Here is a 16,979-nt window from a genome sequence, read left to right as displayed (position 1 = left end):
TTTCCCCTTTCCTCTATTTGAGGGTAAAAAAAAATCCTCTTACGAGGATTAATTTTAACATAAAGTTATTACTTCAATGTAACTGTTGCACCAACAGCTTCAAGTTTAGCCTTCATGTCGTCAGCGTCAGCCTTAGCAACGCCTTCCTTGATAACCTTAGGAGCACCATCAACAAGGTCCTTTGAGTCCTTCAAGCCAAGTCCTGTGATACCACGAACTTCCTTGATAACCTTAACCTTTTCTTGACCTGCTTCTGTAAGTTCAACATCAAATGAGTCTTTTTCAGCAGCAGCGTCTCCACCAGCAGCACCGGCAGCAGCAACTGGAGCAGCAGCCTTAACATCAAATTCTTCTTCAATAGCCTTAACAAGGTCGTTAAGTTCTAGAATTGAAGCATCTTTTAAATCATCAATAATCTTTTGTGTATCTAAAGCCATTATTGTATCCTCCAAATATTATGAGTTTTTTTTAAATTAAATTAAGCTTCTTGGCCTTCGTCTTCTTTATCTGCGATTGCCTTAACAACCATAGCAAAGTCACGAACAGGAGCTTGTAATACAGATACCAACATAGATAGCAAGCCATCTCTGTCTGGTAGTGTTGCAAGTTCTTGAATTTCTTCAAGAGAAGCAGCTTTACCTTCGATGATTCCACCCTTGATTTCAACGGATTCAACATCTTTGGCAAACTTAGCAGCTACTTTAGCAGGTCCAACAGGATCTTCTTCAGAATAAGCGATAGCTGTTGGTCCAACGAAGAACTTCTCTAGACCTTCAACACCAGCTTTTTCAGCTGCACGTCTCAAGATTGTATTCTTAACAACTTGCATAGTAGCATTTTGTTCACGTAATTCGGCACGCATTTCTGTTGCTTGTTCAACAGTTAGACCCAAGTAGTCAACAACGATAACTGACTTTGCGCCTGTAAGTTGCTTAGCAATTTCATCAACTTGTGCTTGTTTTTGTGCTAATACTTCTTGCTTCATTATTACGTTTCACCTCCACAATTTTTTAGTTAATATCTACAAATTAGGCTTAAAAATAATAAAATCTCTGTGCCCAAAGGACACAGAGATTAAGTGAAATAATCTTCTGGCCTCGGCAGGATATTAAGACTTTCATCACCTGAGTCTTCGGTAGAAATCAACTATATTAATCTATCATTATTTTGGTTATTAGTCAACATTAAGCGTTAATTTTTAGACCAGGTCCAAATGTAGATGTCAAGTTAACACTTGTTACATAATTACCTTTAAGTGATGCTGGACGGGCTTTAACAATAGCACCGTAGAAGGCATCAAAGTTTTGTGTGATCTTTTCTGTATCGAATGACAACTTACCAATTGGTGCGTGAATCAAACCATTTGGATCTACACGGTATGTAACTTGTCCGGCTTTAATATCATTAACAGCCTTTGTAACATCCATTGTAACTGTACCTGTCTTAGGGTTTGGCATCAAACCTTTAGGTCCAAGAACACGACCTAGACGACCAACTTTAGCCATCATAGGTGGTGTAGCAACGGCAACATCAAAGTCTAGCCAACCGTCTTGGATCTTTTCAACAAGATCATCTGAACCAACAACATCAGCGCCGGCTGCTTCTGCATCCTTTGCTTGTTGTCCTTCAGCGAAGACGATAACCTTTTGTGACTTACCTGTACCGTTAGGTAGGACAAGAGCACCACGAATTTGTTGATCAGCTTGCTTAGGATCTACATCCAAGTTGATGGCAACTTCAACAGTTGCATCAAATTTGGCATAGTTAACCTTCTTAAGTAAGTCAACAGCTTCTTCTGCAGTGTACTTCTTGTTTTTATCAACTTGTTTCATTGCTTCTAAATATTTTTTTCCATGCTTAGCCATGCTAAGTTCCTCCTTGCTTTGTGGTCTTTGCGAAGAATTTAAATTTTCTCCTCCCACTTGTTAAGAATGCTTTCACATTCTTTGTAAACTGCTCAATCTAGTCTTTTACTTTACTTCAAAGCCCATACTTCTTGCAGTACCAGCAACCATACGCATTGCAGCTTCAACGTCTGCAGCATTTAGGTCTTTCATCTTGGTTTCAGCAATTTCGCGAACTTGGTCTTCAGTAACAGTGGCAACCTTGTTTGTGTTAGGTTCGCCAGAGCCCTTTTCAACGCCAGCAGCTTTCTTCAATAGAACAGCAGCTGGTGGTGTCTTAGTAACGAAATCGAATGAACGATCTTCATATACTGAGATAACAACAGGGATAATCATACCCTTTTGATCTTGTGTACGCGCATTGAAGTCCTTTGTAAAGGCAACAATGTTAATTCCAGCTTGTCCTAGTGCAGGACCAACTGGAGGAGCTGGAGTAGCCTGTCCAGCAGGGATTTGTAATTTTACTACGTTAGCAACTTTTTTAGCCACGGTGCATACCTCCTTGTTCCGTGATGTGGTCATGATGAGAATGAAAATTTTCTCTCCCACATGTATGTGTCAAAAACATACCGTTATATAGTAGCACGGTCTACTAGTCTTAGCAATAACTATTTTTGCTTTTCAACTGATGTGAAGTCAACTTCAGCAGAAGTCATTCGACCAAACATATCAACGTCAACTTTAAGTTTTCTGTGTTCGTCATCAATTTCAGTGATTTTACCAGTTGTATCAGTAAAGGCACCGTCAGTGATCTTAACAGTTTCGCCAATTTCGAAGTCAGATGGTTTGTTTGCGCTCATACCATATTGCTTCATGATGTTGTCAATTTCTTCAGGTAATAATGGTGCAGGTTTACTACCAGAACCGTGACTGCCGACAAATCCGGTAACACCTGGTGTATTACGAACGATAAACCATGATTCATCACTCATAACCATTTGTACTAAAACGTAACCAGGGAAAGTTTTTTCCATTTCTTTCTTTTCTTTACCGTTCTTCATTTTTGTTTCTTCTTCTTCAGGAACAACTGCTTGGAAAATGTAATCTTCCATACCCATGGATTGGGCACGTGATTCGAGATTTTCCTTAACTTTATTTTCATATCCTGAATAGGTATGTAAAACATACCATTGTTTTTCGCCAGCTTCAGCCATAATTTCCTCCAAAAAAATCAAAATAAAAAAACTCCGAACCACAGTCGAAGTTTTCCCTATTGCTATTATCATAGCAAATTTTTTACACACTTACAAACTATTTACCACCCATGATAAATTTCTGTAGTAATGTAAGTAATCCCCAGTCAACTAATGCAAAGAAGACTGCGTACATTAATGATGTAGCGATAACTATCCATGTATCGCGTCTGTTTTCTTTAAATGTAGGCCAAACAACTAATTTCATTTCTTTTTTGACACTACCAAAAAATTTAAATAACTTCATGTATTCCTCCGCGATTATCTAGTTTCTTTATGTAATGTATGCTTACCACAATGCTTACAGAACTTCTTTACTTCTAAGCGCTCTGTTCTATTGGGGTTTTCAGTAATTGTGTAGTTACGTGAACCACAAACTGTACAAGCTAGTGCAACTTTTCTTAATCCCATGTTTATCTCCAAACGCAATTAATATCTTAATCTTATTAATTGTAAACTCTCAAACAGGAATTGTCCATTGCAAACTCATGACAAATATTTATCTAGTTTCCTTCTTGATCTTCTAATTTTCTTAATTTACTTTTACAACGTGCGATTGCGCGTTTAAGTTTTTGTTTTTCAAGTTTAGTTTTCTTACGGACCGTCTCAGCAGAGATGCCTCCTAATTCCACTTGAAACCCAATTAGTTCAAGGTGACTGAATTTAGGAATAGCCTTTTTTATTTCACTAATAAGTTCAACTGAATTATCTTCCGGAACTTTCAACTTATCAAGTTTCCCACTTCTAACTACAGTCTCAATACTTGTAGTTTGCTGATTAGCTTTTCGCTTAGCCGCATTTTCTTTTCTAATCAAATCAATCATATGATTCGTAAATCTCATTTTATAAAAGCTGCCGAACTTGGAACCATTACTGCCATCGTAATTTAGACATGTTACAAAACAAACTGAATAAGCTTCTTGATACCAATCGCTGCGCTCAAAACCTTCGATAAAGTATTGGCTATACAAGTTATCGATCATTGGTCGATACTTTTGAACCAATAAATTTAGTGCATCTGAATCTCGATATAGTTTAACTTGTTTAATCCATTCTGCTTCGGCTGTCATTCAAATGTTTAGATAATAACTTTGCACTTTGAAAATACCATATAAATCAGTTGCTTTTAAGCGAACGTATGTTTACAACAAATTAAATAGCCTAACGAAAGATAATTCGTTAGGCTATTATTTATAATTTTTATACTTTAATTATTGCGTGACGCAAATGCTTGATACAACAGGATTCCAGTTGCTACAGAGGCATTTAGACTTTGGACATGTCCAACCATCGGAATATTCAAAGTTTGGTCAGCTTGTTTCAAAACTAGTGGTGAAATTCCTTTACCTTCGTTACCAATGATTAGAGCGACTGCTCCTTTGGCGTTCCAGTTACGGTAATTGTCGCCTTCCATAGCAGTTCCAAAGACCCAAACGTTACGTTTCTTCAAGTCTTTGATGGTATTTACTAAATTAGTTACGCGCACAACTGGCACGTGTTCAATTGCACCTGTCGATGTTTTAGCAACAGTTGAAGTTAAACCAGTTGAACGATGCTTAGGTACGATGATTCCATCCACACCCACGGCATCAGCTGTCCGCATGATTGAACCGAGGTTATGAGGATCTTCAATTTTATCCAAAATCAAAATGAATGGATCAGTCCCCTTCTTTTCAGCACTCTTGAAGATATCTTCCATTTCGGCGTATTGATAAGGAGCCACATAAGCAGCCATCCCTTGATGGTTACCACCGTTACTAATATCATCCAATTTATTCTTAGGCACCTCTTGAACGATCAAGCGGTCACGTTTAGCCAACTTGATAGCTTCAGCGATGTGTTCACTAGAAAGCCCCTTTTGAACTAATACCTTGTTAACACGTTGGTCAGCAGTAGCGGACTTCAATAATTCAAGTACTGAATGCACACCATAAACTAATTCGTTTTCTTCTAAATTATTATTGTTACGTTTATTCGAATTTGCGGTCATCTGCTTCACCTGTTTCCACTTCATTTATGCACCATTGTGCTAGTTCTTGAACTCGTTTTTTGTCACCTGTGATATCTAAATAGCCAAATAAGGCTTCAAAACCAGTCGACATGTGATAAGTTACGACACTGGTATTCTTAGCTTTGGTATATTTTTTAGCATTACGGCCATTTTTGTAAATTCTAACTTCTTCTTCAGACAAAATTTCTTTATCGAGCATCAAAGTGATCAATGATGCTTGAGCTTTGGCTGAAACGTAATGTTTAGCTTGTTTTTGTAATTCGTTAACTTTGGTAATATCTTTACCCATCAAATGTTCACGAATAAATACTTCATAAACGGCATCGCCCAAATAAGCTAGTGCCACGCCGTTAAATTGTTTCACATCAGTCATTAATATGCCACCGTGTTCCTTGTGGTGTATCTTCGAGGATTACACCCATTTCTTTTAGTTGGTCACGTAATTTATCACTCGTGGCAAAATCTTTGTCAGCGCGCGCTTGATCACGTTTATCGACCATTTCCTGAATCTCTTCTGAAAGGTCTTGTTGATTGTCCAAGTTGATTCCGAGAATACTTGTCAAATCGGCCATAGCTTTTAGGATAACATTTACAGCATTTTTAGCAACCGCATCCCTTGCAGAGTAGTTGTTGGCAAAACTGACCAAATTGAAAATTTCTGTCAAACCATTTTGAACGTTGAAATCGTCATTCATCGCCGTTTTAAAGTCTTCAATAATTTGGTCGACTTGAGTATTTACCTCGTTATCATCGCCATCTTTGGCATCATCTAATCTAAATTTCAAATTGTTATAAGCTGTCTTGATCTTATCCAAATTATCAGCTGCTTTTTGCAGATTAGCTTGCGAATACTCGAGTGGTCGACGATAGTGAGTTGATGAAAGGAAGAATCGTAAAACTTGCGGATTCGTCTTTTGCACAAGGTCATGAACCGTCACAAAATTGCCCAAAGATTTACTCATCTTCTCATTGTTTTCAACTGTCACAAATCCATTGTGCATCCAGTAGTTGACAAACTTCTTACCAGTCTTGGCTTCACTTTGAGCAATTTCATTTTCATGGTGAGGGAACTCTAAGTCTTGGCCACCACCGTGAATATCAAAAGTATCACCTAAATATTTTGTCGACATAACCGAACATTCGATGTGCCAACCAGGACGGCCTTCTCCCCAAGGAGAATCCCATTTGATTTCACCTGGCTTAGCTTTTTTCCACAACACAAAGTCAATTGGATCTTGTTTTTTGGCGAATTCAGTTTCACCGATATGTTCACTGGCGCCTTCAACTAATTGGTCAATATTCTGGTCAGACAATTCACCATAGTGTTTGAACTTTCTAGCCCGATAGAAAACATCCCCATCAGATTCATAGGCATAACCTTTATCAATCAAAACCTTGACGAAATCAATAATGTCTTGAATGTTATCAGTAGCTCGAGGGTTAATTGTCGCCTTTTGAACGTTGATTGCAGCAATATCCTCATAGAAAGCTTTGATAAATCGGTCAGCTACTTCGGGAACAGTAATTCCCTCACGATTGGCTTCTTTGATCATCTTGTCATCGACATCAGTAAAGTTAGAAACAAATTTTACTTTGTATCCTAAAAATTCTAAATAACGACGAACGGTATCAAAAGCTACGATGGAACGGGCATTTCCGATGTGAATATAGTTATACACAGTTGGTCCACAGACGTACATATTAACTTGATTAGGTGTTATTGGTTTAAATTCTTCTTTTTCACGGGTCAATGTATTGAAAATCTTCAACATAATCTTCACCTATATAAAAAAGAGCTTGGAGGCAAACTAAGTTTTCCTTCAACCTCTTTTTCTTTTCTTTATTTTTTAATGCCGTCCTCCATAGCAAAGTCAATTTGGCTGGAACGATGTGGGCACGACTTGAAACCAACGAAAACCATGTTGTTTCCAAGCTCGGCCTTATTCTAAGCGCTAAAGCGCTAAGAATAATTTCACATCTGAGCCAATTGACTTTGCTATTCCGGACTAAATAGTTGTTCTATTTGTTATTGTCCATTCATTATAGAATCTAAATAACCATAGATAGAAAATAAATAACTATTCAATCTATTTGAAGATGGCTTTTAGTTCATTTCTGACAAAGTCTTGTCGATATTTGCGAGAGCTTGTTTCTTACCAAACAATTCGATTGTTTCAGCGATTGCTGGACCATGCATTGTTCTTGTTGTAGCGATTCTTGCTGGCATGTAGAGTTTTCTACCTTTAACACCAGTATCAGCTCTAACTGATTGGATTGCATCCATGATTTGTGCAGCTGTGAAGCGAGGCAATTTTTCTAACTTACCTTTTAGATCTTCAATAGCTGCTTTAGCATCATCGTCAGCTAATTCTTTTTGTTCATCATCTGTTAGGTGTTCTGGTTGATTGAAGAAGACGTCGGCTAGATCAACGATTTGTTGTGTATATGACATTTGTGGCATGTATAGTTCTGTTAAATGTCTTACCCATTGGATTTGGTCAGTTGATGGATCTGCTGGTACTCGTTTGGCTTCAATCAAGTTTGCTAAGACTAGGTCAGTGATTTCACTAACGTCAGCGTGTTTAACATATTGGTTGTTGACCCATTCGAGTTTCTTTTGGTCGAATTTAGCAGGTGATTTGCTCAAACGGTGTTCGTCAAAAATCTTGATGAATTGTTTGCGTGTGAATAATTCGTCTTCACCGACTGGTGACCAGCCTAGTAAAGTGATGAAGTTGAACATAGCTTCTGGTAAGTATCCTAATTCACGATATTGTTCGATGAATTGAAGGATCGATTCGTCACGTTTACTCAACTTCTTACCTGTTTCAGTATTAATGATCAATGTCATATGACCGAACTTAGGTGGTTCCCAGCCTAAAGCATCATAAATCATCAATTGCTTTGGTGTGTTAGCAACGTGATCATCACCACGAAGAACATGACTGATTTCCATCAAATGGTCGTCAATAACAACGGCAAAGTTGTATGTAGGCATACCATCACGTTTTTGGATAACCCAATCGCCACCGATAGTGTCTGAACCAATTGAAACTTTACCTTTTACGATATCGTCCCATTCATAGTTCTTACCAACTGGTACGTGGAATCTAACAACTGGTTGTAAACCTTTGTCTTCAGCTTCTTTGATCTTTGCTGCCTTTTCTTCTTCAGACATGCCTTCGAATTCGTATTCGTAATGAGGCATTTGACCATGAGCTTCTTGGTCTTCACGCATTTGTTGTAGTTGTTCTTCAGTCAGATATGATTTGTAAGCTAAACCTTTTTCAAGTAATTCATCGATGTATTTTTGATAAATTTCTTTTCTTTCTGATTGACGATATGGACCATAATCACCACCGACATCTGGACCTTCATCCCAATCAACGCCAAGCCATTTAAGGTTTTCTAGTTGACTCTTTGTTCCACCTTTAACGTTTCTCTTTGTATCTGTATCCTCGATACGGATTACGAATGTACCTTTGTGACTACGTGCAAATAGGTAGTTAAAGATAGCTGTTCTAGCGTTCCCAATGTGCAAGTGACCTGTTGGACTTGGTGCATATCTTACACGAATTTTGTTATCTGACTTTTTTGCCATTTCTATGTTCTCCCCTTTTATTTCTTGAGTTGTTTTTATTCGAATTTCTATTGCCATTATTGCGGTTACGGTTGCCATTGTTATGGTTGTTGTTTCCGTTATGGTTATTGGAATTCTCCTTGGCACTACTCTTTTCCTGGATACCATGCATTGAATGCTTAGGCTTTGCAAATATCATTTTACCAGCATCAGTTTGCAATGCACTAGTTACGACGATTTCAACTTCTTTATTGATGAAGTATTTACCTTCTTCAACAACGACCATTGTACCGTCCTCTAGGTATGCGACACCTTGCTCTCTTTCAGTACCCTCTTTAATAACTTTAACAGTCATTGTCTCGCCTGGCAAAACCATCGGTTTCAAGACTTTGGCTAATTCGTTAATGTTAAGTACTTGAACATTTTGAAATTCACTTACCTTACTTAAATTATAATCATTTGTGATGACAGCACCACCGATTTCTTTAGCTAATTTAAGCAATTTCATATCCACTTCTGGAATATTATCATAATCACGCGTCGTTGTTGTGTAATTGATACCTTTATCCATTTTCATTTCATTCAAAATATCAAGTCCACGGCGGCCACGTTCACGCTTTTGATTATCACTGGAATCTGAGATCAGTTGCAATTCATGCACCACGAAATCAGGAATCATCAGTTTTCCTTCCAAAAAACCTGTGTGAGCTAATTGGTGAATCCGACCATCGATTACAACAGAAGTATCCAAAATTTTGTATGGATAATATTCCTTTTTGTTGCTGCGACGAGTGACTTCTCCTTCAGATGCCAACTCTTCACCTTTTTCCGTCGTATTCTTGTTGTTGCGCTTAGTGATTGAGAAATTACTCCAATCGTTACGACGACTAGTTCCCATTCGAAAACCGATCCAACCAAAGACGATCATCAAGATGACTGGGATAACATTTGAAAACATGTTACTCATCAAATAGAACGGAATGGAAATGATGTTGGCTAAAACTAAACCACCAATTAAAAATGCCGCCCCGTAAATGATCCAACCTGGTGAACGAGAATTTAAATATTTCTCGATTTTTTGGTTTAAATTCATAATTGGTTTAACAAATAAGAACGACAAGAAATAAAATATAATGCCACCAATAAGTCCGTCAAAATAGCCGTTGTTAATAAAAGCAATTCCTGCTAAACCTGTTATTTCCCACAAAGTTGGCAAAACGGTAATTCCTACCGCGATACCAAGAAGTGCGAAAATTATATTAATTACTATCTTTCGCATAAATACCTCCTAGTTAAAAATTTTGTTCATTGCATCAGACACTGTGCTGACACCGATAATTTGAATCTTATTCTTCTTCGACCAATCACCTAAATTGTTCTTTGGAACATAGATTCGTTTGAAGCCTAATTTTTCAGCTTCATTGACTCTTTGATCAATTCGATTTACTCGTCTAATTTCACCAGTCAAACCAACTTCACCAACAAAGCAATCTGTTGCGGGGATTCCACGATTCTTATAACTAGATGCAATTGACATTGCTAGAGCCAAATCAATTGCAGGTTCATCTAATTTAACCCCACCAGTTGATTTCAAATACGCATCTTGATTTTGTAACATCAAATTACCACGTTTTTCTAGAACTGCCATGATGACGGAAACTCGATTGTGATCCAAGCCCGTTGCCGTTCTTTTAGCATTTCCAAAAATCGTTGGTGTAATCAAGGATTGGATTTCAACCAAAATTGGCCGTGTTCCCTCCATTGATACGACAACTGCAGAACCATTTGTATCAGCTAGACGTTCTTCCAAGAAAATCTCTGAAGGATTAGTTACTTCGACCAACCCTTTAGTTCTCATCTCAAAAATACCAATTTCATTAGTCGAACCGAAACGGTTTTTAACTGAACGTAAAATTCGATAACTATGATGAGTGTCGCCTTCAAAGTAAAGCACTGTATCAACCATGTGCTCCAAAATCTTAGGACCAGCAATGGCGCCGCCTTTAGTGACGTGTCCGACAACAAAAACGGTGATATTGTCTTGTTTAGCAATATTCATCAATTCAGCCGTGACTTCTCGTATCTGGGAAATACTGCCGACTGCCGAAGTGATCTCTGGCTCATCCATCGTCTGAACAGAATCGATGATCAAATAATCAGGTTTCATATCAGCTATCGTTTGACGGATGTAACTCATATCAGTCTGAGGGTAGAGATACAAGTTCTTGCCAGTGATACCAAGACGGTCAGCTCGCATCTTAATTTGTGACGCACTTTCTTCACCAGACACATATAATACTTTACCACCAGTTTTAGCAAGTTGACCTGAAACTTGGGTCAAAAGGGTCGATTTACCAATTCCTGGATCCCCACCAATTAAAATAAGTGATCCGGGAACGATACCGCCTCCGAGCACTCGATTTAATTCTGACAACTCAGTCTTGACTCGCGGTTCTTTTTCAAAGGAAACGTTATCAATACTGACCGGCTTAGATTCCAAATCACTCACACGACGGCTAGGTGTAGCTTTGGCCTTGACTGATTCTGGTTGATCGACTTCTTCGACCATTTGATTCCAAGCACCACAATTAGGGCAACGTCCTAAATATCTGGGTGACACATAGCCACAATTTTGACATACGAATTTTGTTTTTGCTTTAGCCAATAAAATAGTTCCTTTCTTATTATATTCCTGTCGTACCAAATCCTCCATTACGTTTCTTCAAACCACCTTGGTCTGAGTCAGTCGTTAGATATTTCATGAAGATTGCTTGGGCAAGACGTTCACCCTTCTTAACTTTATAGTCGACCGGGAAAAAGTTGATCAATTGGACGAATAATTCGCCTTCGTTATTTTCATTATTATAATAATCAGCGTCAACGACTCCAATACCATTAGGAATTGACAAACCACGTTTCAATGGATTGCTTGAACGACTGGCGATGATCATTACTTCATCTTCTTGCATGTAAGCTTTGATTCCAGTTGGTACGAGAACCGGTTTGATTGATTTTTGGATTTCATTAATTTTATCCTCATCCATTTTACCCTTGTTCAAGATAAATTTTAAAACATTTAAGAAACCAAATTTCCAAATTGAAGGAACGACAAAATCAGTCGCACTTTCTAGGTCATAGCCAGCGGCATTTTTAGTTTGACGAACTGGCAAATTGATACCTTTTCCCTCATACTTTTTCACAATTTCAAATCCACGTTTTTTAGCCAAATTGAAAACTCCTTTTGCATTAGATAACTAAAATAATAGCATTTTAGCCATTATAAAACTATTGATTCAACTGACTTTCTTCTTATAATAGAGTAATATTATATTAAACAATCGTGCAGGAGGTAATTTTATGGAATTAAATCATGAAAAGGGTCGCTTCTACTTAGTAGACAGCGACAAAACAATTGGTGAATTAACTTATTCTACTGTTGAAGATGGTGTGATTTCACTTGACCACACTTTCGTTGATGAAGAATATCGTGGACAGGGTCTAGCTAAAAGGCTACTCAATGCTGTCGTTGATTTTTCCGATTTAAAAGGATTAAAGATCGTTCCCGTTTGTGAATATGCCAAAACTGCTTTCAAGAACAGACCCGAAATCAGATTTATCCTTACCGAAAATTACCAAAAGCTCTTAAAGGGGGAAAATTAGTTGAACCAAGATGAATTAAAGAAAGCTGTTGGTATCAAATCAGTCGATTATTTCAAGAGTAATTCAATCGTCGGACTTGGCACTGGCTCGACTGTCTATTTTATGATTGAGGAACTCGGTCGCAGATTAAAAGCTGGTGAGATTGAAAATATCACCGCTGTAACAACTTCTTCTCGTTCGGAAAAACAAGCTAAAGAACTTGGCATTCCAACTAAAGATCTAAATGAGGTTGATCACATCGACTTAACGATCGACGGTGCAGACCAAATTGATAAAAATTATCAAGGTATCAAAGGCGGCGGTGGTGCTCACCTACTTGAAAAGATGGTCGCTACTAATTCTAATCGCAATATTTGGATCGTTGACCAATCAAAAATGGCTGACACTCTAGGTAGTTTTCCACTTCCAACTGAAGTAATTCCTTTTGGCTGTGAAAAAACTTTTAAAGATCTAGAAAAAGAAGGTCTAAACCCTGTTTATCGTCTTAACGAAGATGGCAGTCGTTTCTTGACCCACAATAAAAATTATGTAATTGATTTAAAGATTGGTACGATCAATCACCCTCATCTATTGGCTGATTGGTTAGATCATCAAGTTGGAATAGTTGCACATGGACTATTTCTTGATATAGTTAATACTATTATCGTCGGTTATGAGGATGGACCAAAAGTAATCGACAATATCAGATAAGAAGGAGAATTTTTGTATGACAAAAGAAATCACATCATCAGATTTAGATAAATTCCAAACAGCATTTGAAAATACACCAGGTTCTTCAGCTATTAAAAACGCTGTTGCTAATAACGGCCTTTTCAAATCAAGTGAAACTATGGCATCTAAAGTTGCTATGGATCCAACTTTCTCAGTTGAAATCGATACTGGTAAGGTTGCTGATCAAAAACAATCTGGACTTTGCTGGGTTTTCGCAGCTTTAAATACAATGAGACACCCTCTTCAAGATAACTTCAAGATCAAGGGCTTCGAACTATCTCAAGGTTACATGCTTTTCTGGGATAAACTAGAAAAATCAAATTACTTCTTTGAAAATGTCATCAACACAGCCGCACTTCCAACTGGTGACCGTAAAGTTGACTTTTTAATGGCAACACCTCAACAAGATGGTGGCCAATGGGACATGGTTATGGCTCTAGTTCAAAAATATGGTGTTGTTCCTAAGAGCGTTATGCCAGATACATTCAGTCGTACAAATTCTTCTGAATTAAATAACGTTCTTAATAAGAAATTACGTAAAGATGCAATTATCTTGCGTGACCTTGTAAATGACAACAAATCTGAAGAAGATATCGAACGTAAGAAGAATGAACTTCTTAGCGAAATCTACAAGATTTTAGTTTACACAGTTGGTGTTCCACCTACAAAATTTGACTGGGCTTACCGTGATGATGATAAGAACTATCACAAAGAAGTTGGTATTACACCACAAGAATTCTTCAAGAAGTATGTTGGTTGGGACTTAGATAGCTACATTTCAACTATCAACGCTCCAACAGCTGACAAACCATACAACCACGTTTACACAGTTGAAATGCTTGGTAACGTCGTTGGTGGCCGTCAAGTTCGTCACTTGAACCTTGAAAACTCTGACTTCAAGAAACTTGCTATCAAACAACTTCAAGCTGGTGAAACAGTTTGGTTCGGTAGTGATGTTGGTCAAAGTTCTGATCGTAAGATCGGTATCATGGATACAAACATCTATGACCTTGAAGGTTTACTCGACACAGATCTTTCAATGACTAAGGCTGAACGTCTTGATTACATCGAAAGTATGATGACACATGCCATGGTTATTACTGGTGTTGACCTTGATGAAAACGGCAACCCACTCAAGTGGAAGGTTGAAAACTCATGGGGTGAAAAAGTTGGTACTAAAGGTTACTTTGTTATGAGTGACTCATGGTTTGATGAATTCGTTTATCAACTAGTTATCAACAAGAAGTACTTGAGTGATGACCTCAAGAATACCTTCGAAACAGAATCTAAAGATCCTAAAGTTCTTGCTCCTTGGGATCCAATGGGTGCATTAGCTTAATTCTAATATTTTTTTAATAGTCCGCCAATTCTTATTTGAATTGACGGGCTTTTTGCATTACAGTTCTTTATAATAAGTTTTAATAATACTAATAATTTTAAGGAGTGTCATGTATGAAAAATAACCAATTTGCTATTCGTCCCACTGAATTTAAAGATCAACTTAAAGAATTAACCGAGATTGACTTTTTGGATAAGGACAATAATTCAGAAACAGATGCCATCAAATTATGGAAAAGTTTTTTGAGTAAAGCTTTTATCGAAGATAAAACTTCAACTAGTTTTGAACAAAAGTTGAGTACTTACATGGCAACTCCAACTCAAAATTTGAGCGAATATTTAGATGCTTCAACTGGTGTTTCAGTCGCTGCGTTTTACAATGTAGCGTTACAGTTATTGAAATTCAACCCGGATGTTGATTTCTCATTTGATAAACCACTTGCAGCAATGGAAAAAATCCAATTACTGATTGCTGATCACCAAGGTGACAATTTTACCATTCCCGAACTCAAATCAGCTTGGTACTGGTTGTTAGCTACTCACAACAAGGATGGTCAAACCTTTGTCGATTCACTGGCTTCAAAAGGCTACTTCACTAAATTTTATGGCAAGGTCACGAAACCACTACTTTTCAACGGTAAAACACTACCGGTTTTTGATCCTCACAAGTTGATTCGCGAAGTCGTTTACGTTGAATCTCCTCAAGACAGCGATCATGACGGAAAACGTGATCTTCTCAAGGCAGAAATTTTGCGTCCTTACGAAACTGAACATGGTCTAAAGGTGCCTGTTTTATACACAGCTAGTCCGTACAACCAAGGGACAAATGACGAAACTGGTGAAAAATTAATGCACAACGTCAACGTTCCTTTGACTCACAAAGAACCCAATAATCTTAAATATGAAGATATTGAATATCACAAGCCAAAGGTCAACTTACCTAATCCTCGCGTTATTAACGGTGAAACTAAAAAGGCTGAAGAAACTTTTGCTCGTGAAAGTTCTTATACCTTAAATAACTACTTCTTAGCTCGTGGTTTTGCGGTAATTTATATGGCGGGAATCGGTACTAAGGATTCTGACGGTTTCAGAACTACTGGCGACAAGGAAGAAACTATTTCAACTATTTCAATCATCAAGTGGTTAACTGCTGATCTACCTGCTTTCACCAACCGAATCGATAACATTGAAATTAAAGCTTGGTGGTCCAACAAAAAAGTCGCTATGACGGGACGTTCTTATCTTGGTACTTTAGCAACGGCTGCCGCAACTACTGGAGTTAAGGGCTTGAAGACTGTTATCAGTGAAGCTGCTATCTCTAGTTGGTACGACTACTATCGCGATGGTGGTTTAGTTATCGCTCCTGACGGCTTCCCTGGTGAAGATGCTGACGTTTTAGCGGAAGAAACTTTTAGTCGTCGCTTGCAACCAGGTGATTTCCACAATATTAAGGATGCCTGGAATAAACAAATCAAAGCCATTGATGCTGGTCAAGACCGTAACAGTGGTGACTACAATACTTTCTGGGATGCTCGTAATTATCACAAAGACTTCAAAAACATCACGGCCGATGTCTTCATGGTTCACGGTTTAAACGATTGGAACGTTAAGCCACGTAACGTTGAAAGACTTTGGAATGGCATTAAGCATAACGGCGTTACGCAAAAGATCATTCTCCACCAAGGACAACACATTTACATCAACGCCTTTCGTTCAATCGATTATAGCGACATTATCAACCTCTGGTTAACTAATGAATTACTAGGAGTCGATAATCAAGCTAAAGAAATCATTCCTAATGTAATCGTACAAGATAATGTTAAGCCAGAGACTTGGACAGCTTACAAAGATTGGAGTAACGCCGAAAATTCAGTTATCAACTATAACTTATCAAGTGATAAATTAACCACTGAAAAAACAACAGAATCGGCTGCTTCATTCAACGACCAATTAAAACCAGCTGATTTTGAATTGTATCGCGATAATAACGCTACATGGCAAAGTGACTTATTGGCTGGTAATGAAAAACTAGCTGGTCATCAGTTAACTTTCAAAACTGACTCCTTAACTAAAGACTTATTACTCGATGGTAAGATCAATGTGAATTTGAAAGTTTCTTCAAGTAAGGATTTAGGAATGCTGAGTTTTCAAGTTGTCGACTTTGGAGATGCTAAACGTTTAAATGTTTCCCCTAGCATTTTGTCCGCCAATAGTCTTGCTTCAACTTATGATTGGCGTGAAGATAACTTGCGTGAATTCACCCTTGGCAAGAAAACGTCCGCTAAAATGATCACAAAAGGTCACATTAATTTACAAAATCGCGAAAATAACTATAAAGTTGATGAATTAAAACCTAATATCTTCTACAATGTAAACGTTGACTTACAACCAACATTTTATAAACTTAAAGCCGGACACCAATTAGGCTTGATCGTTTATGCAACTGATTTTGGTATGACTGTTCGAGGAAATCAAAATATAGAATATACAGTTCAACTAGATCAATCGTCACTAATTGTTCCATTACACACAAACTAAAAAGCGGGTTAAGCCTTGATATGTTGGGAATTTAACTAGGCAAA

At 37.8% G+C, this 16,979-nt stretch carries 19 protein-coding genes and 1 other annotated feature; of the genes, 4 read left to right on the top strand and 15 right to left on the bottom strand.

Annotated features, from left to right (window positions below):
• Positions 1-68: 68 nt before the first annotated feature.
• The 15 genes from rplL to U8521_RS11120 form a co-directional block, all read right to left on the bottom strand.
• On the bottom strand, positions 69-437 hold the full coding sequence (rplL, locus tag U8521_RS11190) for a 50S ribosomal protein L7/L12 (RefSeq protein WP_057867318.1): 369 nt from the start codon (positions 435-437) through the stop codon (positions 69-71).
• Between the two features lie 41 nt (positions 438-478).
• Positions 479-985, bottom strand: coding sequence for a 50S ribosomal protein L10 (gene rplJ, locus U8521_RS11185; protein ID WP_135373539.1), 507 nt, complete (start codon positions 983-985; stop codon positions 479-481).
• A 49-nt stretch (positions 986-1,034) separates the two neighbouring features.
• Positions 1,035-1,154: a sequence feature (ribosomal protein L10 leader region), on the bottom strand.
• A 30-nt stretch (positions 1,155-1,184) separates the two neighbouring features.
• Entirely contained in the window at positions 1,185-1,865 is a 681-nt protein-coding gene (gene rplA, locus U8521_RS11180; protein WP_135373537.1) for a 50S ribosomal protein L1, read from the bottom strand.
• A gap of 105 nt (positions 1,866-1,970) precedes the next feature.
• The gene (rplK, locus tag U8521_RS11175) at positions 1,971-2,393 is read right to left on the bottom strand and encodes a 50S ribosomal protein L11 (RefSeq protein ID WP_334352758.1); all 423 of its coding nucleotides are present in this window, start codon (positions 2,391-2,393) and stop codon (positions 1,971-1,973) included.
• A 119-nt stretch (positions 2,394-2,512) separates the two neighbouring features.
• Positions 2,513-3,058, bottom strand: coding sequence for a transcription termination/antitermination protein NusG (nusG, locus tag U8521_RS11170; protein WP_135373536.1), 546 nt, complete (start codon positions 3,056-3,058; stop codon positions 2,513-2,515).
• Between the two features lie 97 nt (positions 3,059-3,155).
• Complete coding sequence (gene secE / locus U8521_RS11165) at positions 3,156-3,344, bottom strand: preprotein translocase subunit SecE (protein ID WP_334331655.1); 189 nt, start codon at positions 3,342-3,344, stop codon at positions 3,156-3,158.
• Between the two features lie 14 nt (positions 3,345-3,358).
• A complete protein-coding gene (gene rpmG / locus U8521_RS11160) occupies positions 3,359-3,508 on the bottom strand; it encodes a 50S ribosomal protein L33 (RefSeq protein WP_075887434.1) in 150 nt (49 codons plus the stop codon).
• Positions 3,509-3,600: 92 nt separating this feature from the next.
• The gene (locus tag U8521_RS11155; protein WP_334352757.1) at positions 3,601-4,167 is read right to left on the bottom strand and encodes a hypothetical protein; all 567 of its coding nucleotides are present in this window, start codon (positions 4,165-4,167) and stop codon (positions 3,601-3,603) included.
• A gap of 137 nt (positions 4,168-4,304) precedes the next feature.
• On the bottom strand, positions 4,305-5,087 hold the full coding sequence (gene rlmB / locus U8521_RS11150) for a 23S rRNA (guanosine(2251)-2'-O)-methyltransferase RlmB (protein ID WP_334331657.1): 783 nt from the start codon (positions 5,085-5,087) through the stop codon (positions 4,305-4,307).
• Positions 5,068-5,481 (bottom strand): Mini-ribonuclease 3, encoded by a 414-nt coding sequence (locus U8521_RS11145; protein ID WP_135373532.1) that lies wholly within the window; start codon positions 5,479-5,481, stop codon positions 5,068-5,070. The genes rlmB and U8521_RS11145 overlap by 20 nt, the downstream gene beginning before the upstream one ends.
• A complete protein-coding gene (gene cysS / locus U8521_RS11140; RefSeq protein ID WP_334352756.1) occupies positions 5,474-6,880 on the bottom strand; it encodes a cysteine--tRNA ligase in 1,407 nt (468 codons plus the stop codon). Before cysS ends, U8521_RS11145 begins: the two co-directional genes overlap by 8 nt.
• Positions 6,881-7,212: 332 nt before the next feature.
• Positions 7,213-8,709 (bottom strand): glutamate--tRNA ligase, encoded by a 1,497-nt coding sequence (gene gltX / locus U8521_RS11135; protein ID WP_334331659.1) that lies wholly within the window; start codon positions 8,707-8,709, stop codon positions 7,213-7,215.
• Positions 8,690-9,967, bottom strand: coding sequence for a PIN/TRAM domain-containing protein (locus U8521_RS11130; protein ID WP_334331660.1), 1,278 nt, complete (start codon positions 9,965-9,967; stop codon positions 8,690-8,692). The genes gltX and U8521_RS11130 overlap by 20 nt, the downstream gene beginning before the upstream one ends.
• A gap of 9 nt (positions 9,968-9,976) precedes the next feature.
• Positions 9,977-11,353, bottom strand: coding sequence for a DNA repair protein RadA (gene radA, locus U8521_RS11125; RefSeq protein ID WP_334331661.1), 1,377 nt, complete (start codon positions 11,351-11,353; stop codon positions 9,977-9,979).
• 19 nt (positions 11,354-11,372) lie between these two features.
• On the bottom strand, positions 11,373-11,915 hold the full coding sequence (locus U8521_RS11120) for a dCTP deaminase/dUTPase family protein (protein ID WP_334331662.1): 543 nt from the start codon (positions 11,913-11,915) through the stop codon (positions 11,373-11,375).
• Positions 11,916-12,045: 130 nt separating this feature from the next.
• On the opposite strand from U8521_RS11120, the gene U8521_RS11115 reads away from it, so the two are divergent.
• The 4 genes from U8521_RS11115 (at position 12,046) to U8521_RS11100 (ending at position 16,935) form a co-directional block, all read left to right on the top strand.
• Positions 12,046-12,348 carry a GNAT family N-acetyltransferase gene (locus tag U8521_RS11115; protein WP_334352755.1) on the top strand — a complete coding sequence of 101 codons (303 nt, stop codon included), beginning with the start codon at positions 12,046-12,048 and terminating at the stop codon, positions 12,346-12,348.
• Entirely contained in the window at positions 12,349-13,038 is a 690-nt protein-coding gene (gene rpiA, locus U8521_RS11110; protein ID WP_334331664.1) for a ribose-5-phosphate isomerase RpiA, read from the top strand.
• 16 nt (positions 13,039-13,054) lie between these two features.
• The gene (locus U8521_RS11105; RefSeq protein WP_334331665.1) at positions 13,055-14,398 is read left to right on the top strand and encodes a C1 family peptidase; all 1,344 of its coding nucleotides are present in this window, start codon (positions 13,055-13,057) and stop codon (positions 14,396-14,398) included.
• Between the two features lie 113 nt (positions 14,399-14,511).
• Entirely contained in the window at positions 14,512-16,935 is a 2,424-nt protein-coding gene (locus U8521_RS11100) for a Xaa-Pro dipeptidyl-peptidase (protein ID WP_334352754.1), read from the top strand.
• Positions 16,936-16,979: the final 44 nt, after the last annotated feature.

It is taken from the genome of Companilactobacillus miaonis, assembly GCF_036913615.1.
In the GTDB taxonomy this organism is placed as follows: Bacteria; Bacillota; Bacilli; order Lactobacillales; family Lactobacillaceae; genus Companilactobacillus.
The sequence above is the reverse complement of the archived record's forward strand: the minus strand, read 5'-3'. Positions and strand labels throughout refer to the sequence as shown.

Bases quoted from the DNA above. Each gene is read 5' to 3' on its own strand.
- rplL (WP_057867318.1), bottom strand. From the start codon at position 437: ATGGCTTTAGATACACAAAAGATTATTGATGATTTAAAAGATGCTTCA.
- rplJ (WP_135373539.1), bottom strand. From the start codon at position 985: ATGAAGCAAGAAGTATTAGCACAAAAACAAGCACAAGTTGATGAAATT.
- rplA (WP_135373537.1), bottom strand. From the start codon at position 1,865: ATGGCTAAGCATGGAAAAAAATATTTAGAAGCAATGAAACAAGTTGAT.
- nusG (WP_135373536.1), bottom strand. From the start codon at position 3,058: ATGGCTGAAGCTGGCGAAAAACAATGGTATGTTTTACATACCTATTCA.
- secE (WP_334331655.1), bottom strand. From the start codon at position 3,344: ATGAAGTTATTTAAATTTTTTGGTAGTGTCAAAAAAGAAATGAAATTA.
- rpmG (WP_075887434.1), bottom strand. From the start codon at position 3,508: ATGGGATTAAGAAAAGTTGCACTAGCTTGTACAGTTTGTGGTTCACGT.
- U8521_RS11155 (WP_334352757.1), bottom strand. From the start codon at position 4,167: ATGACAGCCGAAGCAGAATGGATTAAACAAGTTAAACTATATCGAGAT.
- rlmB (WP_334331657.1), bottom strand. From the start codon at position 5,087: ATGACCGCAAATTCGAATAAACGTAACAATAATAATTTAGAAGAAAAC.
- U8521_RS11145 (WP_135373532.1), bottom strand. From the start codon at position 5,481: ATGACTGATGTGAAACAATTTAACGGCGTGGCACTAGCTTATTTGGGC.
- cysS (WP_334352756.1), bottom strand. From the start codon at position 6,880: ATGTTGAAGATTTTCAATACATTGACCCGTGAAAAAGAAGAATTTAAA.
- gltX (WP_334331659.1), bottom strand. From the start codon at position 8,709: ATGGCAAAAAAGTCAGATAACAAAATTCGTGTAAGATATGCACCAAGT.
- U8521_RS11130 (WP_334331660.1), bottom strand. From the start codon at position 9,967: ATGCGAAAGATAGTAATTAATATAATTTTCGCACTTCTTGGTATCGCG.
- U8521_RS11115 (WP_334352755.1), top strand. From the start codon at position 12,046: ATGGAATTAAATCATGAAAAGGGTCGCTTCTACTTAGTAGACAGCGAC.
- U8521_RS11105 (WP_334331665.1), top strand. From the start codon at position 13,055: ATGACAAAAGAAATCACATCATCAGATTTAGATAAATTCCAAACAGCA.
- U8521_RS11100 (WP_334352754.1), top strand. From the start codon at position 14,512: ATGAAAAATAACCAATTTGCTATTCGTCCCACTGAATTTAAAGATCAA.